This is a genomic window from Streptomyces mexicanus (genome assembly GCF_902506575.1).
In the GTDB taxonomy this organism is placed as follows: domain Bacteria; phylum Actinomycetota; class Actinomycetes; order Streptomycetales; family Streptomycetaceae; genus Streptomyces; species Streptomyces mexicanus.
Genome location: NZ_LR732544.1, coordinates 4,277,049 through 4,300,470 on the forward strand (window position 1 = coordinate 4,277,049; position 23,422 = coordinate 4,300,470).

At 70.7% G+C, this 23,422-nt stretch carries 16 protein-coding genes, 1 pseudogene and 1 riboswitch; of the genes and pseudogenes, 15 read left to right on the plus strand and 2 right to left on the minus strand.

Going from position 1 to position 23,422, the window contains the following annotated elements:
- Positions 1 to 2 precede the first annotated feature (2 nt).
- The 14 genes from GV126_RS19160 (at position 3) to recQ (ending at position 18,078) form a co-directional block, all read left to right on the plus strand.
- Positions 3 to 557, plus strand: a complete 555-nt coding sequence (locus GV126_RS19160; protein WP_159668340.1) for a NuoB/complex I 20 kDa subunit family protein — start codon at positions 3 to 5, stop codon at positions 555 to 557.
- Positions 554 to 1,354, plus strand: coding sequence for an NADH-quinone oxidoreductase subunit C (locus GV126_RS19165; RefSeq protein WP_185946738.1), 801 nt, complete (start codon positions 554 to 556; stop codon positions 1,352 to 1,354). The genes GV126_RS19160 and GV126_RS19165 overlap by 4 nt, the downstream gene beginning before the upstream one ends.
- A complete protein-coding gene (locus tag GV126_RS19170; protein WP_159668343.1) occupies positions 1,351 to 2,682 on the plus strand; it encodes an NADH-quinone oxidoreductase subunit D in 1,332 nt (443 codons plus the stop codon). The genes GV126_RS19165 and GV126_RS19170 overlap by 4 nt, the downstream gene beginning before the upstream one ends.
- Positions 2,679 to 3,548 (plus strand): NADH-quinone oxidoreductase subunit NuoE, encoded by an 870-nt coding sequence (gene nuoE, locus GV126_RS19175; RefSeq protein ID WP_159668346.1) that lies wholly within the window; start codon positions 2,679 to 2,681, stop codon positions 3,546 to 3,548. Before GV126_RS19170 ends, nuoE begins: the two co-directional genes overlap by 4 nt.
- Entirely contained in the window at positions 3,545 to 4,897 is a 1,353-nt protein-coding gene (gene nuoF, locus GV126_RS19180; protein WP_028420850.1) for an NADH-quinone oxidoreductase subunit NuoF, read from the plus strand. Before nuoE ends, nuoF begins: the two co-directional genes overlap by 4 nt.
- Positions 4,894 to 7,398 (plus strand): NADH-quinone oxidoreductase subunit G, encoded by a 2,505-nt coding sequence (locus GV126_RS19185; RefSeq protein ID WP_159668349.1) that lies wholly within the window; start codon positions 4,894 to 4,896, stop codon positions 7,396 to 7,398. Before nuoF ends, GV126_RS19185 begins: the two co-directional genes overlap by 4 nt.
- On the plus strand, positions 7,395 to 8,759 hold the full coding sequence (gene nuoH / locus GV126_RS19190) for an NADH-quinone oxidoreductase subunit NuoH (RefSeq protein WP_159668352.1): 1,365 nt from the start codon (positions 7,395 to 7,397) through the stop codon (positions 8,757 to 8,759). The genes GV126_RS19185 and nuoH overlap by 4 nt, the downstream gene beginning before the upstream one ends.
- Entirely contained in the window at positions 8,752 to 9,393 is a 642-nt protein-coding gene (gene nuoI, locus GV126_RS19195; RefSeq protein ID WP_159668355.1) for an NADH-quinone oxidoreductase subunit NuoI, read from the plus strand. The genes nuoH and nuoI overlap by 8 nt, the downstream gene beginning before the upstream one ends.
- Positions 9,390 to 10,229, plus strand: a complete 840-nt coding sequence (locus GV126_RS19200; protein ID WP_159668358.1) for an NADH-quinone oxidoreductase subunit J — start codon at positions 9,390 to 9,392, stop codon at positions 10,227 to 10,229. The genes nuoI and GV126_RS19200 overlap by 4 nt, the downstream gene beginning before the upstream one ends.
- The gene (nuoK, locus tag GV126_RS19205; RefSeq protein WP_028420845.1) at positions 10,226 to 10,525 is read left to right on the plus strand and encodes an NADH-quinone oxidoreductase subunit NuoK; all 300 of its coding nucleotides are present in this window, start codon (positions 10,226 to 10,228) and stop codon (positions 10,523 to 10,525) included. The genes GV126_RS19200 and nuoK overlap by 4 nt, the downstream gene beginning before the upstream one ends.
- A gap of 15 nt (positions 10,526 to 10,540) precedes the next feature.
- Entirely contained in the window at positions 10,541 to 12,487 is a 1,947-nt protein-coding gene (gene nuoL / locus GV126_RS19210; RefSeq protein ID WP_159668361.1) for an NADH-quinone oxidoreductase subunit L, read from the plus strand.
- Between the two features lie 5 nt (positions 12,488 to 12,492).
- The gene (locus GV126_RS19215) at positions 12,493 to 14,064 is read left to right on the plus strand and encodes an NADH-quinone oxidoreductase subunit M (RefSeq protein ID WP_159668364.1); all 1,572 of its coding nucleotides are present in this window, start codon (positions 12,493 to 12,495) and stop codon (positions 14,062 to 14,064) included.
- Complete coding sequence (gene nuoN / locus GV126_RS19220; protein ID WP_159668367.1) at positions 14,061 to 15,710, plus strand: NADH-quinone oxidoreductase subunit NuoN; 1,650 nt, start codon at positions 14,061 to 14,063, stop codon at positions 15,708 to 15,710. The genes GV126_RS19215 and nuoN overlap by 4 nt, the downstream gene beginning before the upstream one ends.
- A gap of 310 nt (positions 15,711 to 16,020) precedes the next feature.
- Entirely contained in the window at positions 16,021 to 18,078 is a 2,058-nt protein-coding gene (recQ, locus tag GV126_RS19225) for a DNA helicase RecQ (protein WP_236570276.1), read from the plus strand.
- 1,397 nt (positions 18,079 to 19,475) lie between these two features.
- Here recQ and fahA read toward each other — a convergent pair.
- A pseudogene (fahA, locus tag GV126_RS19230) lies at positions 19,476 to 20,678 on the minus strand (fumarylacetoacetase); the annotation flags it as partial.
- A gap of 655 nt (positions 20,679 to 21,333) precedes the next feature.
- On the opposite strand from fahA, the gene GV126_RS19235 reads away from it, so the two are divergent.
- On the plus strand, positions 21,334 to 22,140 hold the full coding sequence (locus GV126_RS19235) for an HAD family hydrolase (protein WP_159668373.1): 807 nt from the start codon (positions 21,334 to 21,336) through the stop codon (positions 22,138 to 22,140).
- Between the two features lie 42 nt (positions 22,141 to 22,182).
- Here GV126_RS19235 and GV126_RS19240 read toward each other — a convergent pair whose 3' ends face one another.
- Complete coding sequence (locus GV126_RS19240; protein WP_159668376.1) at positions 22,183 to 22,674, minus strand: transglycosylase SLT domain-containing protein; 492 nt, start codon at positions 22,672 to 22,674, stop codon at positions 22,183 to 22,185.
- Positions 22,675 to 22,678: 4 nt separating this feature from the next.
- A riboswitch (cyclic di-AMP (ydaO/yuaA leader) is annotated at positions 22,679 to 22,872 on the minus strand.
- Between the last annotated feature and the right edge of the window lie 550 nt (positions 22,873 to 23,422).

Genomic DNA, 23,422 nt, shown 5'->3' on the forward strand with positions numbered 1-23,422 from the left:
ACATGGGACTCGAAGAAAAGCTGCCGAGCGGTTTCCTGCTGACCACCGTCGAGCAGGCCGCGGGCTGGGTGCGCAAGGCGTCCGTCTTCCCCGCGACCTTCGGCCTGGCCTGCTGCGCGATCGAGATGATGACCACCGGCGCCGGCCGTTACGACCTGGCGCGCTTCGGCATGGAAGTGTTCCGCGGTTCGCCCCGGCAGGCGGACCTGATGATCGTGGCGGGCCGGGTCAGCCAGAAGATGGCGCCGGTCCTCAGGCAGGTCTACGACCAGATGCCCAACCCCAAGTGGGTGATCTCCATGGGGGTCTGCGCCTCCTCGGGCGGCATGTTCAACAACTACGCGATCGTCCAGGGCGTCGACCACATCGTCCCCGTCGACATCTACCTGCCCGGCTGCCCGCCCCGGCCCGAGATGCTCATGGACGCGATCCTCAAGCTCCACCAGAAGATCCAGTCCAGCAAGCTCGGCGTGCACGCCGAGGAAGCGGCCCGCGAGGCGGAGGAGGCGGCGCTCAAGGCCCTGCCCACGATCGAGATGAAGGGGCTGCTGCGGTGAGCGACGCGAACGGCACCAGCGGTGCGAAGGGACCGGACGGCGCGGCCGGCGCCGGCGGGGTGAACGGCGCGGCGAACGGGGTGAACCCCGAGAAGGACCTCGCCGCCGCCAACCTCCCCGGCATGCGCGGCCAGGGCGGGGAGGAGATCCGCGTCCAGCGCGGCATGTTCGGCGCCAACAACGGCGGCGACACCTCCGGCTACGGCGGCCTGGTCCGCTCGGTCCGCCTCCCGGGGCCGGCGAGCAGGCCGTACGGCGGCTGGTTCGACGAGGTCGCCGACGAACTGGAGGGCGCCCTGGAGGAACAGGGCCTCCTGCCCGAGAACGCCATCGAGAAGACGGTCGTCGACCGCGGCGAGATCACCTTCCACATCGAGCGCGAGCACCTGGTGCGCGTCGCCCGCACCCTGCGCGACGACCCGGCGCTGCGCTTCGAGCTGTGCACGGGGGTCAGCGGTGTGCACTACCCGCACGACAAGGGCCGCGAGCTGCACGCCGTCTACCACCTGCGCTCGATCACCCACAACCGGCTGATCCGCCTGGAGGTCAGCGCCCCCGACAGCGACCCGCACATCCCGTCGCTGGTCTCGGTCTATCCGACCAACGACTGGCACGAGCGCGAGACCTACGACTTCTTCGGGATCGTCTTCGACGGCCACCCGGCCCTGACGCGGATCATGATGCCGGACGACTGGCAGGGCCACCCGCAGCGCAAGGACTACCCCCTCGGCGGCATCCCCGTCGAGTACAAGGGCGCCCAGATCCCGGCTCCGGACCAGCGGAGGTCGTACTCATGAGCACGCACACCCCGTCGTCGGCGACCCCCCGCGAGACCACCGAGGGCACCGTCTACACGGTCACCGGCGGCGACTGGGACGAGGTCGTCCAGTCCGCGGCCCGCGCCGACGACGAGCGCATCGTCGTCAACATGGGTCCCCAGCACCCCTCCACCCACGGGGTGCTCCGCCTCATCCTGGAGATCGAGGGCGAGACCGTCACCGAGGCCCGCTGCGGCATCGGCTATCTGCACACCGGCATCGAGAAGAACCTCGAGTTCCGGACGTGGACGCAGGGCACCACCTTCGTCACGCGCATGGACTACCTGACGTCGTTCTTCAACGAGACCGCCTACTGCCTCGCCGTCGAAAAGCTCCTCGGCATCGAGGACCAGATCACCGAACGCGCCAAGACCATCCGGGTGCTCCTGATGGAGCTGAACCGGCTCTCCTCCCACCTGGTGTGCATCGCCACCGGCGGCATGGAGCTGGGCGCCACCACGATCATGATCTACGGCTTCCGTGATCGCGAGATGATCCTGGACATCTACGAGCTGGTCACCGGCCTGCGGATGAACCACGCCTACATCCGGCCCGGCGGACTCGCCCAGGACCTGCCGCCCGGCGCGGTGGACCAGATCCGCGAGTTCGTGAAGAAGATGAAGCGGAACCTCCCGGAGTACGACAAGCTCGCCACCGGGAACCCCATCTTCAAGGCCCGGATGCAGGACGTCGGCTACCTCGACCTGGCCGGCTGCATGGCCCTCGGCGCCACCGGCCCGATCCTGCGGGCCACCGGCCTGCCGCACGACCTGCGCAAGGCCCAGCCGTACTGCGGCTACGAGACGTACGACTTCGACATCCCGACCGCCGACACCTGCGACGCCTACGGCCGGTTCCTGATCCGGCTGGAGGAGATGCGCCAGTCGCTCAGGATCATCGAGCAGTGCCTGGACCGACTGCAGCCCGGCCCGGTCATGGTCGCCGACAAGAAGATCGCCTGGCCCGCCCAGCTCGCCCTGGGCCCCGACGGCCTCGGCAACTCCCTCGACCACATCAAGAAGATCATGGGCACCTCCATGGAGGCCCTGATCCACCACTTCAAGCTGGTCACCGAGGGCTTCCGGGTGCCGCCCGGGCAGGCCTACACGGCGGTCGAGTCGCCCAAGGGCGAACTCGGCGTGCACGCCGTCTCCGACGGCGGCACCCGCCCCTACCGGGTCCACTTCCGCGACCCGTCCTTCACCAACCTGCAGGCCATGGCGGCGATGTGCGAGGGCGGCCAGGTCGCCGACGTCATCGTCGCCGTCGCGTCCATCGACCCCGTGATGGGAGGCGTCGACCGGTGACCACCTCTTCCTCGGAGCGGGGCGTCAGCCTGGGCATGCCCGAGCTGCCCGCCCCCGGCTACCCGGACGACGTCCGCGCCCGGCTGGAGGCCGACGCGCGCGAGATCATCGCCCGCTACCCCGACTCCCGGTCCGCCCTCCTGCCGCTGCTGCACCTGGTGCAGTCGGAGGAGGGGTACGTCACGCGCACCGGGATGCAGTTCTGCGCCGACGTGCTCGGCCTGACCACGGCCGAGGTCACCGCGGTCGCCACCTTCTACACCATGTACCGGCGCAAGCCGTCCGGCGACTATCAGGTCGGTGTGTGCACCAACACGCTGTGCGCGGTCATGGGCGGTGACGCGATCTTCGAGGCGCTGCAGGAGCACCTGGGCGTCGGCAACGGCGAGACCACCGACGACGGCAAGGTCACCCTGGAGCACATCGAGTGCAACGCGGCCTGCGACTACGCGCCCGTGGTGATGGTCAACTGGGAGTTCTTCGACAACCAGACCCCCGCGAGCGTCAAGCGCCTGGTCGACGACCTGCGCGCGGGACGGCCGGTGGTGCCCACGCGCGGCGCGCCGCTGTGCACCTTCAAGGAGACCGCCCGGATCCTGGCGGGCTTCCCCGACGAACGCGAGGGCGCAACCGAAGCCGGCGGCAGCGCGGGACCCGCCTCGCTGGTGGGCCTCCGCCTGGCCAGGGGAGAGGCCGCACCCGCGCGCGTGGTCCACCCCCGCGAGGGCGGCCCGTACGACGAGCCGCGCGACACCGTGCACGAGCCGTCGCCGACGGAGCACCTCAGCTCCCACGACGCCCCGCAGGACACCTCGGCCTCCGACCCGTCGCACCCGGCAGGACCTGTCGCGAAGGAGGGGGAGTGATGACCTTGGCAGCCGAACTGAGGGACTCCAGTCCGGAAAAGCTGCTCGCACCCGTGCTGTCGGCCTTCTGGGACGAGGACCGGTCCTGGACTCTGGACGTCTACCGAAGGCACGAAGGGTACGAGGGGCTCCGCAAGGCACTCGCCATGTCGCCGGACGACGTGATCGCGTACGTCAAGGACTCCGGTCTGCGCGGGCGCGGCGGCGCGGGGTTCCCGACGGGGATGAAGTGGCAGTTCATTCCCCAGGGTGATGGAAAACCGCACTATCTAGTTGTCAACGCCGACGAATCGGAGCCGGGCACCTGCAAGGACATCCCGCTCCTGTTCGCGAACCCGCACAGCCTCATCGAGGGCATCGTGATCGCGTGCTACGCCATCAGGTCGTCGCATGCCTTCATCTACCTGCGGGGCGAAGTCGTCCCCGTACTGCGGCGGTTGCACTCGGCCGTCCGTGAGGCCTACGCGGCGGGCTACCTCGGGAGGAACATCCTGGGCAGCGGGCTCGATCTCGACATCACCGTGCACGCGGGCGCCGGCGCGTACATCTGCGGTGAGGAAACCGCGCTGCTGGACTCCCTCGAAGGCCGCCGCGGCCAACCGCGGTTGCGTCCCCCCTTCCCTGCGGTCGCGGGCCTCTACGCGTGCCCGACTGTGGTGAACAACGTCGAGTCGATCGCGTCGGTTCCCGCCATCCTGAAAAACGGCAAGGACTGGTTCAGGTCGATGGGCAGCGAGAAGTCCCCCGGCTTCACGCTCTACTCCCTCTCCGGCCATGTCGCCAGCCCCGGCCAGTATGAGGCCCCGCTCGGCATCACCCTGCGCCAGCTCCTCGACATGAGCGGCGGCATGCGCCCCGGGCACCGGCTGAAGTTCTGGACGCCGGGCGGCTCCTCCACGCCGATGTTCACCGAGGAGCACCTCGACGTCCCGCTCGACTACGAAGGCGTCGGGGCCGCCGGTTCCATGCTCGGCACCAAGGCCCTGCAGTGCTTCGACGAGACGACGTGCGTGGTGCGGGCCGTGACCCGCTGGACGGAGTTCTACGCCCACGAGTCCTGCGGCAAGTGCACACCGTGCCGCGAAGGGACGTACTGGCTGGTGCAGTTGCTGCGGGACATCGAGGCCGGCAAGGGCACCATGGCCGACCTCGACAAGCTGCAGGACATCGCCGACAACATCAACGGCAAGTCCTTCTGCGCCCTCGGCGACGGCGCCGCCTCGCCGATCTTCTCCTCCCTGAAGTACTTCCGCGCGGAGTACGAGGAGCACATCACCGGCCGCGGCTGCCCCTTCGACCCCGCCAAGTCGACGGCCTGGGCGGACAAGCACACGGAGGTGCTCGCATGACCGTGACCACCAACGCGCCCTCCCAGGGCGGTGCGGCGGCCGTCCCGCCGGACGACCTCGTGACGCTGACGATCGACGGCATCGAGATCAGCGTGCCCAAGGGCACCCTGGTCATCCGGGCCGCCGAGCAGCTCGGCATCGAGATCCCCCGGTTCTGCGACCACCCGCTGCTCGACCCGGCCGGCGCCTGCCGCCAGTGCATCGTCGAGGTCGAGGGCCAGCGCAAGCCCATGGCGTCGTGCACGATCACCTGCACCGACGGCATGGTCGTCAAGACCCACCTGACCTCCCCGGTCGCGGAGAAGGCCCAGAAGGGTGTGATGGAGCTGCTGCTCATCAACCACCCGCTGGACTGCCCGGTCTGCGATAAGGGCGGCGAGTGCCCGCTGCAGAACCAGGCCATGTCGCACGGCAACGCCGAGTCGCGCTTCGAGGGCAAGAAGCGGACGTACGAGAAGCCGGTCGCGATCTCCACCCAGGTGCTGCTGGACCGCGAGCGGTGCGTGCTGTGCGCCCGCTGCACCCGCTTCTCGAACCAGATCGCCGGCGACCCGATGATCGAGCTGGTCGAGCGGGGCGCGCTGCAGCAGGTCGGCACCGGCGAGGGCGACCCGTTCGAGTCGTACTTCTCCGGCAACACCATCCAGATCTGCCCGGTCGGTGCGCTCACCTCGGCCGCCTACCGCTTCCGCTCCCGCCCCTTCGACCTCGTCTCCTCGCCGTCGGTGTGCGAGCACTGCGCGGGCGGCTGCGCCACCCGCACCGACCACCGGCGCGGCAAGGTCATGCGGCGGCTCGCCGCCAACGATCCCGAGGTCAACGAGGAGTGGATCTGCGACAAGGGACGCTTCGCCTTCCGCTACGCGCAGATGAAGGACCGGCTGACCACGCCGCTGGTGCGCAACCCCGAGGGCGAACTCGTTCCCGCCTCCTGGCCGGAGGCGCTGGAGATCGCCGCCCAGGGCCTGCTCGCCTCCCGCGGCCGCACCGGCGTCCTCACCGGCGGCCGGCTCACCGTCGAGGACGCCTACGCCTACAGCAAGTTCGCGCGCGTGGCGCTCGACACCAACGACATCGACTTCCGCGCGCGCGTGCACAGCGGCGAGGAGGCCGACTTCCTGGCCGCCCGGGTGGCCGGCCACGGCCGGGACATCGACGGTACGGGCGTCACGTACACCGACCTGGAGAAGGCACCCGCCGTCCTCCTCGTCGGATTCGAGTCCGAGGAGGAGGCACCGGGGGTCTTCCTGCGGTTGCGCAAGGCCTGGCGCAAGCACCGCCAGAAGGTCTACGCCCTGGCCACGCACGCCACCCGGGGCCTGGAGAAGGCGGGCGGCATCCTGCTGCCGGCCGCGCCCGGCACCGAGACCGAGTGGCTGGACGCGCTGGCGAGCGGTGTCGGCCTGGAGGGCGACGGGGCCCGGGCCTCGGTCGCGCTGCGCTCCGAGAACGCCGTGATCGTCGTCGGCGAGCGGCTCGCCGGGGTCGCCGGCGGCCTGACCGCCGCCGTACGGGCCGCGGCCGCGACCGGCGCCCGGCTGGTGTGGATCCCGCGCCGGGCCGGTGAGCGGGGGGCGATCGAGGCGGGCGCGCTGCCGTCGCTGCTGCCGGGCGGACGCCCGGCGACCGACCCGCGCGCGCGGGAGGAGGTCGCCGCCGTGTGGGGCGTGGCCGCGCTTCCGCACCACTACGGTCGCGACACCGGGCAGATCGTCCGGGCCGCCGCGGCCGGTGAGCTGCAGGCGCTGCTAGTCGCCGGGGTGGAGATCGCCGACCTGCCCGACCCGGCACGCGCGCGTGCCGCCCTGACGGAGGTCGGGTTCCTCGTGTCGCTGGAGCTGCGGCCCAGCGAGGTCACCGAGCACGCCGACGTGGTCCTGCCCGTCGCCGCCGTCGCGGAGAAGGCCGGGACCTTCCTCAACTGGGAGGGCCGGGTGCGGCTCTTCGAGGCCGCCCTCAAGCCCGACCAGATGACCCGCCGCCTGGCCCCGACCGACCTGCGGGTGCTGCAGATGCTCGCGGACGCCATGGACGTCCACCTGGGGCTGCCGGACCTGCGCACCGCCCGCGCCGAGCTGGACCGGCTCGGTGTGTGGACCGGGCGGCGCGCGGCCGACCCCGAGCACCGCGCGGGCGTACTGCCCCGGCCGGCCGCCGGGGAGGCCGTGCTGGCCGGGCACCGGCTGCTGCTCGACCACGGTGTGCTGCAGCAGGGCGACGAGGCGCTCGCCGGGACGCGGCACGCGGCACGCGCGCGCGTGTCGTCCGCCACGGCCGCCGAAGCGGGCGTCCGGGACGGCGAGGTGATCGCCGTGACCGGTCCCGCCGGAGTGGTCGAACTCCCGCTGGAGATCACCGAGATGCCCGACCGGGTGGTGTGGCTCCCGCTGAACTCCGTGGGCGCCGGTGTCGCCTCCGACACCGGAGCGCTGCCCGGCTCCCTGGTCCGTATCGGCCCGGCGGCGCACGCGACCGAGGCCCCGAAGGAGGTGGAGGCATGAGCCGGTACCTCGCCGCAGAGAACCTCTCGATGTTCGGCACCGACCCGTGGTGGATGGTCGTCGTCAAGGCGGTGTTCTGCTTCGCCTTCCTGATGGTGACGGTGCTGTTCTCCATCGTCTGGGAGCGCAAGGTCGTCGCCTGGATGCAGCTGCGCATCGGCCCGAACCGGCACGGCCCGTGGGGCATGCTCCAGTCGCTCGCCGACGGCGTGAAGCTGATGCTCAAGGAGGACGTCGTCGTCAAGCGCGCGGACAAGGTGGTCTACGTCCTCGCGCCGATCGTCGCGGCGATCCCGGCGTTCATGGCGATCGCGGTGATCCCCTTCGGCCCGGCGGACAACGAGGTCTCGATCTTCGGCCACCGCACCGCGATGCAGCTGACCGACCTGCCGATCGCCATGCTCTACATCCTCGCGGTCGCCTCCGTCGGCATCTACGGCATCGTGCTCGCGGGCTGGAGTTCCGGGTCCACCTACCCGCTGCTGGGCGGCCTGCGCTCGTGCGCGCAGATGATCTCCTACGAGATCGCCATGGGCGCCGCGTTCGCCTCGGTGTTCCTGTACTCGGGGTCGATGTCGACATCGACGATCGTGGAGCAGCAGCACGACCGCTGGTACATCCTGCTGCTGCCGGTCTCCTTCATCCTCTACATCGTCACGATGGTCGGCGAGACCAACCGCGCCCCGTTCGACATGCCCGAGTCCGAGGGCGACCTGGTGGGCGGCTTCAACACCGAGTACTCCTCGATCAAGTTCGCGATGTTCATGCTCGCCGAGTACGTGAACATGGTGACCGTCTCGGCCGTGTCCACCACCCTGTTCCTGGGCGGCTGGCGGGCCCCCTGGCCGATCAGCACCTTCTGGGCGGGCGCGAACCACGGCTGGTGGCCGATGCTCTGGTTCGTCATCAAGGTGCAGCTGCTGCTGTTCTTCTTCATCTGGCTGCGCGGCACCCTCCCGCGCGTCCGCTACGACCAGCTGATGAAGCTCGGCTGGAAGGTGCTCATCCCGGTCTCCGTGACCTGGCTGATGCTCGTCGCGGCGGTGCGCACCCTGCGCAACCAGCACTACGACTTCACCGACATCGCCCTCTACGTCGGCGGTGCCGTCCTGGCGCTGCTGGTCCTCTCCTTCGTCGCCGACCTGTTCCGCGAGAAGGCCAAGGAGGCCGAGCAGCCCGCCGACCGGCCCGCCGCCTTCGATGCGATGGCCGGCGGATTCCCCGTCCCGCCGCTGCCCGGACAGGAGCTGCCGCCGGTGCCTCGGCGCCGTCCCCGCCGTGAGCGCGAGCTGATTGTCAGTGGTGGGTCGGACACTGTCAGTGACGGATCTCTGGATGGAAAGGAGGCGTCCGATGGCTGAGGAGCCCAAGGAGACCAAGCCCGGTTTCCTGAACCCGGTGGCCGGCTTCGGCGTGACCTTCAAGGCCATGTTCAAGAAGCGGCTGACCGAGCAGTACCCGGAGCAGAAGAAGACCACGGCTCCGCGCTTCCACGGACGGCACCAGCTCAACCGCCATCCGGACGGCCTGGAGAAGTGCGTCGGCTGCGAGCTGTGCGCCTGGGCCTGCCCCGCCGACGCCATCTACGTCGAGGGCGCCGACAACACCGACGAGGAGCGCTACTCCCCGGGCGAGCGCTACGGCCGCGTCTACCAGATCAACTACGCCCGCTGCATCCTGTGCGGGCTGTGCATCGAGGCGTGCCCCACGCGCGCGCTGACGATGACCAACGAGTTCGAGCTGGCCGACTCCAGCCGCGCGAACCTCATCTACACCAAGGAGCAGCTGCTCGCCGGTCTGGAAGAGGGCATGGTCGACACGCCCCACGCCATCTACCCGGGCACGGACGAGCAGGACTACTACCGGGGCGTGGTGACGGAGGCCGCTCCGGGGACGGTGCGTCAGGTCGCCGTCTCCAAGGGCGAGGTGCCGCAGGAGGGCGCGTCGACCTTCGGTGAACAGGAGCCGGCCTCGGAGAAGGTGATCGGCCGATGACCGCGACGCTCGCCGCCTACACCACCTCCACCGGAGAGGCCTTCCAGTTCTGGGTGCTGGGCACGATCGCGGTGATCGGCGCCCTGTGCACCGTCTTCATGAAGAAGGCCGTGCACAGTGCGCTCTGCCTGGCCGGCACCATGATCGTCCTGGCGGTGTTCTACCTCGCCAACGGCGCCTACTTCCTCGGCATCGTGCAGATCGTCGTCTACACCGGCGCGATCATGATGCTGTTCCTGTTCGTGGTGATGCTCGTCGGCGTGACCGCGGCGGACTCCCTGAAGGAGACCATCAAGGGCCAGCGCTGGCTGGCCCTGCTGTGCGGCCTCGGCTTCGGCATCCTGCTCCTCGCGGGCATCGCCAACGCCTCCCTGAAGGACTTCGCCGGCATCGGCAAGGCCAACGCGGGCGGCAACGTGGAGGGCCTGGCGTCCCTCATCTTCACCAAGTACGTCTACGCCTTCGAACTCACCGGCGCCCTGCTGATCACGGCGGCCGTCGGCGCGATGGTCCTCACCCACCGCGAGCGCACCGAGCGGGCCAGGACCCAGCGCGAGCTGTCCGAGCAGCGCGTGCGCGAGGGCAGGTACGTACCGCCGCTGCCCGCCCCCGGCGTCTACGCCCGGCACAACGCCGTGGACATCGCGGGCCTGCTGCCCGACGGCACCCCCTCCGAGCTGACCGTCAGCAGGACCTTGCGCGAACGCGGCCAGATCCGGGACGTCTCGGCCGAGGCGCTGAACGACCTGAAGGCCCTGGAGCAGCGCGCCGCCGAGCGCCTGGGACGCACCGAGATCCCGGCGACCTTCAAGCGGACCGAGGAGGCGTCGCAGTGAACCCCGTCAACTACCTGTACCTCGCCGCCCTGTTGTTCACGATCGGCGCCACCGGCGTCCTCATCCGGCGCAACGCCATCGTGGTCTTCATGTGCATCGAGCTGATGCTGAACGCCTGCAACCTCGCGTTCGTCGCCTTCTCCCGGATGCACGGCAACCTCGACGGCCAGATCATCGCCTTCTTCACGATGGTCGTCGCCGCGGCGGAGGTCGTGGTCGGGCTCGCGATCATCGTGTCGCTGTTCCGTACCCGCCACTCGGCCTCGGTCGACGACGCCAGCCTGATGAAGCTGTAAGGGGTCGGAAGAATCGTGGAGAACCTGATTGCGCTGCTGATCGCGGCGCCCCTGCTCGGAGCGGCCGTCCTCCTGGTCGGCGGCCGGCGGCTCGACGCCGTCGGCCACTGGCTCGGCACCCTGCTCGCCGCCGTCTCCTTCGTCATCGGCCTGGTCCTCTTCGCCGACCTGCTCGGCAAGGGCGCCGAGGACCGGACCCTGATCCAGCACCTGTTCAGCTGGATCCCGGTGGCCGGCTTCCAGGCGGACGTCACCTTCCGCCTGGACCAGCTGTCCATGACGTTCGTGCTGCTGATCACCGGCGTCGGCTCGCTGATCCACCTGTACTCGATCGGGTACATGGAGCACGACGAGCGGCGCCGCCGCTTCTTCGGCTACCTGAACCTGTTCCTCGCGGCGATGCTGCTGCTCGTCCTCGCCGACAACTACCTGCTGCTGTACGTCGGCTGGGAGGGCGTCGGGCTCGCCTCCTACCTGCTGATCGGCTTCTGGCAGCACAAGCCCAGCGCGGCCACCGCGGCGAAGAAGGCCTTCCTGGTCAACCGCGTCGGCGACATGGGCCTGTCGATCGCGATCATGCTGATGTTCACGACGTTCGGCACCTTCGCCTTCGGGCCGGTCCTCGGCCATGTCGGGGACACCTCCGAGGGCAAGCTGACCGCGATCGGCCTGATGCTGCTGCTCGCCGCGTGCGGCAAGTCCGCCCAGGTGCCGCTGCAGTCCTGGCTCGGCGACGCCATGGAGGGCCCGACCCCGGTCTCGGCCCTCATCCACGCCGCCACCATGGTGACCGCGGGCGTCTACCTCATCGTCCGCTCCGGCGCGATCTTCAACGCCGCGCCCGACGCGCAACTGGCCGTCACCGTGGTCGGCGCGGTCACGCTGCTGTTCGGTGCGATCGTCGGTTGCGCCAAGGACGACATCAAGAAGGCGCTGGCCGGCTCGACCATGTCCCAGATCGGCTACATGGTGCTGGCCGCGGGCCTCGGCCCGATCGGCTACGTCTTCGCGATCATGCACCTGGTGACGCACGGCTTCTTCAAGGCCGGTCTGTTCCTCGGTGCCGGCTCCGTCATGCACGGCATGAACGACGAGGTCGACATGCGCAAGTACGGCGGCCTCAGGAAGCACATGCCGGTCACCTTCGTCACCTTCGGGCTCGGCTACCTCGCGATCATCGGCTTCCCGGGCCTGTCCGGCTTCTTCTCCAAGGACAAGATCATCGAGGCGGCCTTCGCCAAGGGCGGCACCGAGGGCTGGATCCTCGGCGGCGCGGCCCTGCTGGGCGCGGCCATCACCGCGTTCTACATGACCCGCGTGATGCTGATGACGTTCTTCGGCGAGGAGCGCTGGAGGAACCGGGCGACCGCCTCCCCGGCCGAGCCCAGCGCGGAACCGGCCGCCGAGGAGCGCGGCGCCCACGCGGAACCGCACCCGCACGAGTCGCCCAAGGTCATGACGATCCCGATGATCGTGCTGGCGGTCGGCTCGGTGTTCGGCGGCGCGTTCTTCAGCATCGGCGACCGCTTCCTGCACTGGCTGGAGCCCGTCACCGGGCACAGCGAGGGCCACGCGCCCGTCGGCGCGGCCACGGTGACCGCGGCGACCATGGTGTGCCTGGTGATCGGCGTGGCCATCGCCTGGGCCCAGTACGGCCGCAAGCCGGTCCCGGCCGTCGCCCCGCGCGGATCGCTGCTCACCCGTGCCGCCCGGCGCGATCTGCTCCAGGACGACTTCAACCACGTCGTGCTGGTCCGTGGCGGCGAGCACCTCACCCGCTCGCTGGTGTACGTCGACCACACCCTGGTCGACGGTGTCGTCAACGGCACGGCGGCCTCGATGGGCGGCCTGTCCGGGCGGTTGCGCCGACTGCAGAACGGCTTCGCCCGCTCCTACGCGGTCTCGATGTTCGGCGGTGCGGCGCTCCTGGTCGCCGCGACCCTGCTGATGAGGGCGGTCTGATACCGATGTCCTTTCCTCTGCTGACAACGACGGCGGTGCTGCCGGCCGTCGGGGCGGTCGCCACGGCCGCCGTGCCGGCCGCCCGGCGCACCGCTGCCAAGTGGCTGGCGCTGCTCGTCTCGCTCGCCACCCTCGCGCTGGCCATCGCCGTGGTGGTCCGGTTCGACCCGGGCGGCGCCCGGTACCAGCTCACCGAGTCCCACGCGTGGATCTCCGCCTTCGGCGTCCGCTACGAACTCGGCGTGGACGGCATCGGGGTGGCGCTGATCGCCCTGACCGCCCTGCTGATCCCGTTCGTGATCCTGGCCGGCTGGCACGACGCCGACCCCCTGGAGACCGGCAGCCGCCGCTGGCGGCCCACGCAGGGCTTCTTCGCGCTGATCCTGGCCGTCGAGGCGATGGTGATCATCTCCTTCGAGGCCACCGACGTCTTCCTCTTCTACATCTTCTTCGAAGCCATGCTGATCCCGATGTACTTCCTCATCGGCGGTTTCGGGGACCGTGCCCACGAGCACGGCGAGGAGACGGCGTCCACCCAGCGGTCGTACGCGGCGGTGAAGTTCCTGCTGTACAACCTGGCCGGTGGCCTGATCATGCTCGCGGCGGTGATCGGCCTGTACGTGGTCGCCGGGACGTTCTCGCTGTCGGAGATCGCGCACGCCCGCGCCGACGGCTCCCTGCACATGGCGACCAGCACCGAGCGCTGGCTCTTCCTCGGCTTCTTCTTCGCCTTCGCGGTCAAGGCGCCGCTGTGGCCGCTGCACACCTGGCTGCCCAACGCCATGGGGGAGGCCACCGCCCCGGTCGCCGTGCTCATCACGGCGGTCGTGGACAAGGTGGGCACCTTCGCGATGCTCCGCTTCTGCCTCCAGCTCTACCCGGAGGCCAGCAAGTGGGCCACGCCCGTCATTCTCGTCCTGGCCCTGATCAGCATCCTCTACGGCGCGCTGCTCGCGGTGGGCCAGCGGGACATCAAGCGCCTGGTGGCGTACGCGTCGATCTCGCACTTCGGCTTCATCATCCTGGGCATCTTCGCCATGACCAGCCAGGGCCAGTCCGGCGCGACGCTGTACATGGTCAACCACGGCATCTCCACGGCCGCGCTGCTGCTGGTCGCCGGATTCCTGATCTCCCGGCGCGGCTCGCGGCTCATCGCGGACTACGGCGGGGTGCAGAAGGTCGCCCCGGTGCTCGCCGGCACCTTCCTGATCGGCGGGCTGGCGACCCTGTCGCTGCCGGGGCTGGCGCCGTTCGTCAGTGAGTTCCTGGTCCTGGTCGGCACCTTCACCCGGCACCCGGCGATCGGCATCATCGCCACCTTCGGCATCGTCCTGGCCGCGCTGTACACGCTGGTGCTCTACCAGCGGACGATGACCGGCCCGGTGAAGCCGGAGGTCTCGGCGATGCCGGACCTCAAGGTGCGGGAGCTGGTGGTCGTCGCCCCGCTGATCGTGCTGCTGATCTTCCTGGGCGTCTATCCGAAGCCCGTCGCGGACATCGTCAACCCGGCGGTGAAGCAGACCATGTCCGACGTACACCAGACCGATCCCAAGCCCGAGGTGGAGGCGGCCAAGTGAGCACAGCAGCCGTCCACAGCCTGTGGACAACCGCGGCCGACCCGATCGCGAAGATCGAGGCGCCCAAGATCGAATACGGGCAGCTGTCGCCCACCCTGATCGTCGTGGGCGCCGCGCTCGTCGGGGTGCTGGTCGAGGCGTTCGTCCCGCGCAGATCCCGTTACTACGCGCAGGTGTTCGTGTCCGTCGTCGCCCTGTGCGCCGCCTTCGCGGCGGTCGTCGCGCTCGCGGCGGACGGATACGGCACCACCAAGGCGCACATCGCGGCGATGGGTGCCATCGCCGTCGACGGCCCCTCGCTGTTCCTGCAGGGCACGATCCTGCTGGCCGGGCTGGTCGGCCTGTTCACCTTCGCCGAGCGGCGCCTGGACCCCCAGGCGCACGGCCACCACGTGGACTCCTTCGCCGCGCAGGCGTCCGCCGTGCCGGGCAGCGACAGCGAGAAGGCGGCGGTGAAGGCCGGCTTCACCACCACCGAGGTCTTCCCGCTGCTGCTGTTCGCCATCGCGGGCATGCTGGTCTTCCCCTCGGCGAACGACCTGCTGACGCTGTTCGTGGCCCTGGAGGTCTTCTCGCTGCCGCTGTACCTGCTGTGCGCGCTGGCCCGCCGCAAGCGGCTGATGTCGCAGGAGGCCGCGGTGAAGTACTTCCTGCTCGGCGCGTTCGCCTCCGCGTTCACCCTGTTCGGCATCGCGCTGCTGTACGGATACGCCGGCTCGGTGTCCTACGGGACGATCGCGCAGGTCGTCGAGGGCAAGGTGGCCAACGTCGACCCGGCGCTCGCCAACACCATGGGCAACGACGTGCTGCTGCTGATCGGCGCCGCGATGGTGGTGATGGGGCTGCTGTTCAAGGTGGGTGCGGTCCCGTTCCACATGTGGACGCCGGACGTCTACCAGGGCGCGCCGACCCCGGTCACCGGGTTCATGGCGGCGGCGACCAAGGTGGCGGCGTTCGGCGCGCTGCTGCGGCTGCTGTACGTGGTGCTGCCGGGGCTGCGCTGGGACTGGCGGCCGGTCATGTGGGGCGTGGCGATCCTCACCATGCTGGGCGGTGCGATCGTCGCGATCACGCAGACCGACATCAAGCGCCTGCTGGCGTACTCGTCGATCGCCCACGCGGGCTTCATCCTCGCCGGTGTGATCGCCACCTCGAAGGACGGCGTGTCCTCCGTGCTGTTCTACCTGGCCGCGTACTCCTTCGTGACGATCGGCGCCTTCGCCGTGGTCACGCTGGTGCGCGACGCGGGCGGCGAGGCGACGCACCTGTCGAAGTGGGCCGGCCTCGGCCGGCGCTCCCCGCTGGTGGCGGCGGTCTTCGCGGTGTTCCTGCTGGCCTTCGCCGGCATTCCGCTGACCTCGGGCTTCGCCGGGAAGTTCGCCGTGTTCAAGGCGGCCGCCGAGGGCGGCGCGGCCCCGCTGGTCGTGATCGGTGTGATCTCGTCGGCGGTCGCGGCCTTCTTCTACATCCGCGTGATCGTCCTGATGTTCTTCAGCGAGCCGCGGCCGGAGGGCCCGACGGTGGCGGTGCCGTCCCCGCTGACGATGACCGCGATCGGCGTCGGCGTGGCGGTCACGATCGTCCTCGGCGTGGCCCCGCAGTACTTCCTGGACCTGGCGAACCAGGCGGGGGGGTTCGTGCGCTGAGCCCGCCCCGGCGGCACCCGACTGCCCGGCACCCCGTGGAGGGGACGCCGGGCAGCGGCGTACACGCCGGTCACCGCTCCTTGGCGCGGCGGACCCTGTTGCGGATCAGGTCCAGGTCCACCGGGAAGGGCGCGTCCATCGGCACCGTCCAGCTGTCGTTCGAAACAGAACACAGTTGTTCGACGGATACGCGACGAAACGGATCGGCGACCCACTGTCAAGGCAGGGCCTGTGGACAACTCCGGGCTTGTCGGTGGCGCCCCCTATCGTGGAGGAAGTGGTCGAGGGACGACGTACGGGGGACGAGACGATGGGCGGGACAGGCGGTGTCACCGACATGCCAGTGACGGACAGCGAGGCGCTGGCCACGCTGCACCGGGTCTTCGGATACGAGGCCTTCCGGGGCGAGCAGGAAGCGGTCATCGAGCATGTGGTGGCGGGCGGCGACGCCGTCGTGCTCATGCCCACCGGCGGCGGCAAGTCGCTGTGCTACCAGATCCCGGCCCTGGTCAGACCCGGCACCGGCATCGTCGTCTCCCCGTTGATCGCGCTCATGCAGGACCAGGTGGACGCCCTGCGGGCGCTGGGCGTGCGCGCCGGGTTCATCAACTCCACCCAGGACTTCGACGAGCGCCGTGTGGTGGAGGCGGAGTTCCTGGCGGGTGAGCTGGACCTGCTCTACCTGGCGCCAGAGCGGTTGCGCCTGGACGCCACGCTGGACCTGCTCTCCCGGGGCAAGATCTCCGTCTTCGCCATCGACGAGGCGCACTGCGTCTCCCAGTGGGGCCACGACTTCCGTCCGGACTACCTCGCCCTGTCCCTGCTGGGCGAGCGCTGGCCGGACGTGCCGCGGATCGCGCTGACCGCGACCGCCACCCGCGCCACCCACCAGGAGATCACCCAGCGGCTGAACATGCCGGACGCCCGCCATTTCGTGGCGAGCTTCGACCGGCCCAACATCCAGTACCGGATCGTGCCCAAGTCCGATCCCAAGAAGCAGCTGCTGGCCTTCCTGCGCGAGGAGCACGCGGGCGACGCGGGCATCGTGTACTGCCTGTCCCGCAACTCGGTGGAGAAGACCGCGGAGTTCCTGACCCGCAACGGTATCGAGGCGGTGCCCTACCACGCGGGCCTGGACGCGGGCACCCGGGCGGCGCACCAGTCGCGCTTCCTGCGCGAGGACGGTCTGGTCGTCGTCGCGACGATCGCCTTCGGCATGGGCATCGACAAGCCCGACGTCCGGTTCGTCGCCCACCTGGACCTGCCCAAGTCGGTCGAGGGCTACTACCAGGAGACCGGGCGCGCCGGCCGGGACGGCCTGCCGTCGACGGCCTGGATGGCCTACGGCCTGAACGACGTCGTCCAGCAGCGCAAGCTGATCCAGTCCGGTGAGGGCGACGAGGCCTTCCGCCGCCGTGCGGCCGCCCACCTGGACGCGATGCTGGCGCTGTGCGAGACGGCGCAGTGCCGCCGCGGCCAGCTCCTCGCCTACTTCGGCCAGGACCCGGACCCGGCCGGCTGCGGCAACTGCGACACGTGCCTGACCCCGCCCGAGACCTGGGACGGCACGATCGCGGCCCAGAAGGTGCTCTCGACGGTGGTGCGGCTGCAGCGCGAGCGGGGGCAGAAGTTCGGCGCCGGACAGATCGTCGACATCCTGCTCGGCAAGCGCACCGGCAAGGTCATCCAGTTCGACCACGACCAGCTGTCCGTGTTCGGCAAGGGCCAGGAGCTGACCGAGGGCGAGTGGCGGGGCGTCGTACGGCAGCTGCTGGCGCAGGGCCTGCTCGCGGTCGAGGGCGAGTACGGCACCCTGGTGCTGACCGACGCGAGCGCCTCGGTGCTCAGGAGCGAGCGGACGGTGCCGCTGCGCAAGGAGCCCAAGCGGCCGGCGGCCTCGCGCCCGGGATCCGCGTCCTCGTCGTCCGCCTCGGGACGCTCCAAGGGCAGGACCGCGGCGGCGGAGCTGCCCGAGGAGCTGCTGCCCGCGTTCGAGGCGCTGCGCGCCTGGCGTGCCGAGCAGGCCCGCGAGCAGGGCGTCCCGGCCTACGTCATCTTCCACGACGCCACACTCCGCGAGATCGTCACCGTCCGCCCGACCTCGGTGGCCGAGCTGGGCACGGTCGGCGGGGTCGGCGAGAAGAAGCTCGCGACGTACGGGGAGGGCGTCCTCGCGGTCCTGGCGTCCCTGGACGGGACGCCCGGTGCGGAGGGCGGCACCTCGGGCGGGCCGGAAGCGGACCAGGACCGGCGCCCCGGAACGGACGCCGAGCCGCCCTACGACACGCAGCCGCCCCACGGCACGCAGTCTCCGTACGGCGCCGAGCCCGGGTACGACACCGAGCCCGAACCGGCCGACTGGGGGTGAGCCGACGGGAGAGCGACGGGGGAGCGACGGGAGTGGCCGACATCGGGTGACCGGCCCTCGCGCCGCGCGGCCCGGGACGTTCAGCTCAGCGCCGACAGACCCGGGGCGAACGTGATCAGCAGCGGCACCAGGGGGACCAGGGCGGCCACCGTCGTCGTCAGCGCGCGGCGCCTGCGGTCCAGCCGGGGCGGGGGCTCCAGCAGGCGGTCCACGCGCTCGCCCAGCAGACGGTGGCTGTTGGCGCAGGAGAGGACCCCGCGGTGCTGGTTCAGCTCGATCAGGGCCAGCGCCGTCGTGAGGTGGCCGTGGCGGCGGGAGGCGGTGTCGTCCGCGGCCAGCTCGACCAGCCGGTGGGTCTGGTCGCAGAAGTGCGCGAACAGCGGGACCCGCGGGAAGCCGGTCGCCAGCGCCGTCGACAGGTGCAGCAGCCAGTCGTGGTGGGCACGGGCGTGTCCGCGCTCATGGGCGAGCACCGCGTCGAGCTGGTGCCCGGTGAGGCGGTGCAGGGCGCCGGTGGGGACGATGAGCTGCGGCGGGTGGCCGGGCGTCCCCCAGGCGGCGGGGTACTCGTCCTCCGGCACCAGCGGCGGCCCGCGGGCGGTGGGAGGGCCGGCCGGCAGCTCGGGGGCGCGCTCTCGCAGATGCGCGCGGGCCTGGCCGCGGCGCCGGCGGGCCTCGGCCAGCTCGCGGGCGAGCATCGCCGTGGTCCAGGCGGCGCCGCACGCCAGCAGCAGCGTGAGCGCGGCGGCCCACGCGGGCGTGGCCGACAGGGCGTAGGCGGCGGTCACGGCCGGTGGTGCCGGGGCGAACACCCGGTCGCGGACGGTGTGGAAGACGGCCGCGGTGCCCAGCACGAGGGCGGCCAGGCAGCACAGCAGGACGGTGGCGACCAGGCACTGCCAGACCCACAGCGCGACCACGGGTTCGCGTTCGGGCCACGCCGCCCGGGTGAGTGCGCGGGGGACCGGCAGGGCGGCCGTCAGTGCGACGGCGCTCAGCAGGAGCAGGCAGACGGTCATGCCACGGACTCCGGATCCTGATCGGAGGTCGGCGGGTGTCGGATCGTGTGGTGCGGTGGGGTCGTGCGGCGGCCGGTGCGCGGCGCGCGCGCACGACCTGCCGTCAGTATGACGGCGGTGGACGCCTGGAGTCAGGGTCTGACGGCAACCGATACCCGCCCGAAGCCGCCGCCCGGCCGCCCGCACGCTCATCCAGCGCCCAGGCAACGGCCGCGCACGTCCCCGCACCGGCAGCCCGGACGGTCCGGAGGGTCGGGACGGTCCGGACCGTCCGGGGGATCCGGACCCTCCGGAGGGTCCGGACGGTCGGAACAGTCCAGCCGGTTGTGCCGATCCGGCCGGTTCTTCCGGTCCGGCCGGCCCGGTCCCTCCCCCCGCCACGATCCGCCCGGTCACCTCGCCGAGCCCCACCCGGGCGCCGTCCGGGCCCGGGGCCCAGGCCGACAGGGTCACCACGTCGCCGTCCTCCAGGAACGTCCGCTTGCCGTCGGGGAGTTCGAGGGGGTCGCGGCCGTTCCAGGTGAGTTCCAGCAGCGAGCCGCGCTGGGCCGGCTCCGGTCCGCTCACCGTGCCCGAGCCGTACAGGTCGCCGGTGCGCAGCGAGGCGCCGTTGACGGTCATGTGGGCCAGCTGCTGGGCGGCGGTCCAGTACATGGTGGAGAAGGGCGGCTCGGAGACCACGTGCCCGTTGACGGCGACGGAGATCCTCAGGTCGTAACCGCCGGGCTCCTCCTGGGAGTCGTCCAGGTACGGCAGCAGGGGGTGGGTGCGTTCCGGCGGGGCCACCCGTGCCTCCTCCAGTGCGTCCAGGGGGGTGATCCAGGCCGAGACCGAGGTGGCGAAGGACTTGCCGAGGAAGGGGCCGAGCGGGACGTACTCCCAGGCCTGGATGTCGCGCGCCGACCAGTCGTTGAGCAGGCACAGGCCGAAGACGTGCTCGCGGAAGTCCGCCAGCGGCACCGGCCGCCCGAGCGGTGACGGCGCGCCCACCACGAAGCCGACCTCCGCCTCGATGTCCAGCCGCACCGACGGCCCGAAGACCGGCGCCGCGTCGCCCGGTGCCTTGCGCTGACCCGAGGGCCGGACGACGTCCGTGCCCGAGACCACCACGGTCCCCGCGCGGCCGTGGTAACCGATGGGCAGGTGCTTCCAGTTGGGGGTGAGCGAGTCGGCGGCGTCCGGGCGGAAGATCTGCCCGACGTTGCGCGCGTGGTTCTCGGAGGCGTAGAAGTCGACGTAGTCCGCGACCTCGAAGGGCAGGTGCAGGGTCACCGAGGACAGCGGGTGCAGGAACGGCGCGACGGTCTCCCGGTGGGACGGCACCGTCACCCACGCGGTCAGCGCGCGCCGCACGTCCGACCAGGCGGTGCGGCCGGCGGCGAGCAGCGGGTTCAGCGTCGGCCGGGCGAGCAGGGCGGCGTAGGGGGAGCCGAGCGCGTGCGCCGCCGCGCCCGCGTCGAGGACGTGGTCGCCGAGCCGGACGCCGACGGTCCGCTCCTGCGATCCGGCCGGGGAGAAGACGCCGTAGGGAAGGTTGTGCGGACCGAAGGGGTCGCCCTCGGGGACCTCGAAGGGGGGCATCGGGTACTGCCTTCCTTGTCGTGTGCCGTGCGTTCCATGGAGGGGCGGGCCACACGTTCATGTGGTCGCGCCACACGTTACGGCGGTGCCGCCTGTCTTGGGCAGGTCTAAAGAGTTTGCAATGTCCGAATTGGCCTTGTCGGAGTGGCCAATTCCGGCTTAGCGTCCTTTGGGGCTGTCTCTTTTTCACATCTTGCGCCGCCGGCGGCCCCCTTCGCGTGGGTCTTTCTGGCGCGCGGCACACTTATAATAAAACACACGCCTCCTGCTATCCGTCTTTTTGTGCTCCTTCGTATGTTCCCGCTACTGGCCTTCTTCATTTCCCTTCGTTGCACTTTCTGCTGACCCTTCCTCCAGTTAGCGCCGGGCGTAAGCCGGGAGCCGGGCCCTGTGCCGGGCGCGGGGGCCCGGCGCCCCGCACAGGGGGGGGCAACCCCACCCCCCGGAACGCCGCCCGCGCCCGGGGGGGCAGCCCCCCCCCCGCCGGGGGCGCCGCCCCCCGCCGGGTGGAACCGCCCCCCGCCGAGCTGGGGAGCCCTGCCGAACCGGGGCAGCCCCACCGGGCCGGGGAGGCCCGCCGGACCCGGCGGAGCGGCGGCCGCTGCCCCGGACGGCCGGGCGATCCGGCCCCGCGCACGGTCCGTATTCTCTGATCATGCCCGCACCCCCTGCCTACGCCCTCATCGCCACCGACCTGGACGGGACGCTGCTGCGCGGCGACGACACCGTGTCCGAGCGGTCCCGTGCCGCCCTGGCGCGGGCGGCGGCGGCCGGTGCCCGGCACCTGGTCGTCACCGGCCGGCCGGCGCCGAGGGTACGGTCCCTGCTGGCGTCCCTGGGCGCCACGGGGCTCGCGGTGTGCGGCCAGGGCGCGCAGCTCTACGACGCCGGCGCCGACCGGCTGCTGTGGTCGGTGACCCTGGACCGGGAGACGGCCGAGACCGCGCTCGGCAAGATCGAGGCCGAGGTGGGAGAGGTGTACGCCGCGGTCGACCAGGACGGGGTGGACGGGCTGACGCTCATCGAGCCGGGCTACCGCATGCCGCACCCGACCCTGCCCGCCCAGCGGGTCGACCGGCGCGAGGACCTGTGGCGGGCGCCCATCAGCAAGGTGCTGCTGCGCCACCCGCGTCTGTCGGACGACGAGTTGGCGGCGGCGGCCCGGGGCGCGGTGGGTCCGCTCGCCACGGTCACCATGTCGGGACCGGGCACCGTGGAACTGCAGCCCTGCGGCATCACCAAGGCGACCGGACTGGCGCTGGCCGCCGAGCACCTGGGGCTGGGCCGGGAAGCCGCCCTGGCCTTTGGGGACATGCCGAACGACATCCCGATGTTCCGCTGGGCCGCCCGGGGCGTCGCCATGGCCAACGCCCACCGGGAGCTGAAGGCGGTGGCCGACGAGATCACCTTGTCGAACGAGGACGACGGCATCGCCGTCGTCCTCGAACGGTTGTTTGCCTAGGGTGCGGCCGGCCGGTTCGGGGCCGGCCGGCCGCTGCGCCGGTCAGTACGCGCTGAAGACGTTGTCGATCGAGCCGTACCGGTCGGCCGCGTAGTTGCAGGCGGCCGTGATGTTGGCGACCGGGTCGTAGATGTCGAACGACGTGCCCGGCACGTGGTACGCGTTGAAGGTCGGCTGGATGACCTGCAGCAGGCCCTTGGACGGGATGCCCTTGACGGCGTTGGAGTCCCAGAGGTTGATGGCCGCCGGGTTGCCGGAGGACTCGCGCATCACGTTGCGGTAGATGCCGTTGTAGGTGCCCGGGATGCCGCGCTCCTGCATGATCGCGAGCGACTTGCGGATCCAGCCGTCGAGGTTGTTCGGGTAGGCCGCCGTGGTGGCGGTGGTCTTCGTCGTCGCCGGGGTGGCCGCGGAGGCGCTGGTGGCGCCGATGAGCGGCAGGGCGAGGACGGCGGCGCCCGTGCCGCCGACGGCGAGGGCGCGGGTGAGACGGGCGGTGCGACGGGTACGGCGATGGCGACCGTGAACAGCCATGGGGTTTTCCTCTCCGCCGCCTGCGAGGTGAGCTGTCGGGTTCGGGCGGGGAGGTGCCCGGCCGTGCCCTCGGGAGAGCACGGCTTCACCCCTAGCCGTTCCGGTGCGGCGTGGACGTCGGACGACGTACGACGCTCCGGCTCGGCGACTTACCTGGGTCCCCCGCTCCTGCCGTGAGTGGTTCGGTCGATGGGTTCCGGGCGGCGGCAGGATTCGGCGTCCGCCCGGCGTGGCGGGAACGTATGCGACAGCACATGTCCCGAACAAGTACCCGACACATACATCGTCCTAATTGACCTTGGTCTGGGGCGTATGAGGCGCTTGATCCTTTGCGTCTGCCAAGGGTCAACTGGCTTACGGGAAGCGGGAAGGAGGGAAGGAGGACCGGGGGTGGCCGAGGGGTGGACGTGATTCACCTCACGGCCACTCGGCAGGTAGGGCATTTAGAGCTAACAGGAATTGGCGTGCTAATAGGGTTGAATCGGGAAACGAAGGGAGGTGTGGGGCGAGGGAGCGTGACGATGGTCACGTCGGGTGACGTTATGGCCAGTGTGAACGTGTGTATGTGTGGGCACGTGTGCGAGCGCGGGCAACCTCGGTCAAGGAGCATCACGTCGACAAATATCTGTGCATATGTGGCGATCGGCGTCATATCGGGCGTGATCCGATACCGCCCGGCCTGTATCGGTGGGCGCTATCGGTGATCGAAACATGACCGGATACGCTGACTTGAGTGATGGCAGCGACC

What these genes read in the sequence shown, in the direction of transcription:
- GV126_RS19235 (WP_159668373.1), top strand. Translation starts at nt 21,334, where the DNA reads ATGCCCGCACCCCCTGCCTACGCCCTCATCGCCACCGACCTGGACGGG.
- GV126_RS19185 (WP_159668349.1), top strand. Translation starts at nt 4,894, where the DNA reads ATGACCGTGACCACCAACGCGCCCTCCCAGGGCGGTGCGGCGGCCGTC.
- GV126_RS19240 (WP_159668376.1), bottom strand. Translation starts at nt 22,674, where the DNA reads ATGGCTGTTCACGGTCGCCATCGCCGTACCCGTCGCACCGCCCGTCTC.
- nuoI (WP_159668355.1), top strand. Translation starts at nt 8,752, where the DNA reads ATGGCTGAGGAGCCCAAGGAGACCAAGCCCGGTTTCCTGAACCCGGTG.
- GV126_RS19160 (WP_159668340.1), top strand. Translation starts at nt 3, where the DNA reads ATGGGACTCGAAGAAAAGCTGCCGAGCGGTTTCCTGCTGACCACCGTC.
- GV126_RS19200 (WP_159668358.1), top strand. Translation starts at nt 9,390, where the DNA reads ATGACCGCGACGCTCGCCGCCTACACCACCTCCACCGGAGAGGCCTTC.
- nuoH (WP_159668352.1), top strand. Translation starts at nt 7,395, where the DNA reads ATGAGCCGGTACCTCGCCGCAGAGAACCTCTCGATGTTCGGCACCGAC.
- GV126_RS19215 (WP_159668364.1), top strand. Translation starts at nt 12,493, where the DNA reads ATGTCCTTTCCTCTGCTGACAACGACGGCGGTGCTGCCGGCCGTCGGG.
- recQ (WP_236570276.1), top strand. Translation starts at nt 16,021, where the DNA reads ATGGGCGGGACAGGCGGTGTCACCGACATGCCAGTGACGGACAGCGAG.
- GV126_RS19170 (WP_159668343.1), top strand. Translation starts at nt 1,351, where the DNA reads ATGAGCACGCACACCCCGTCGTCGGCGACCCCCCGCGAGACCACCGAG.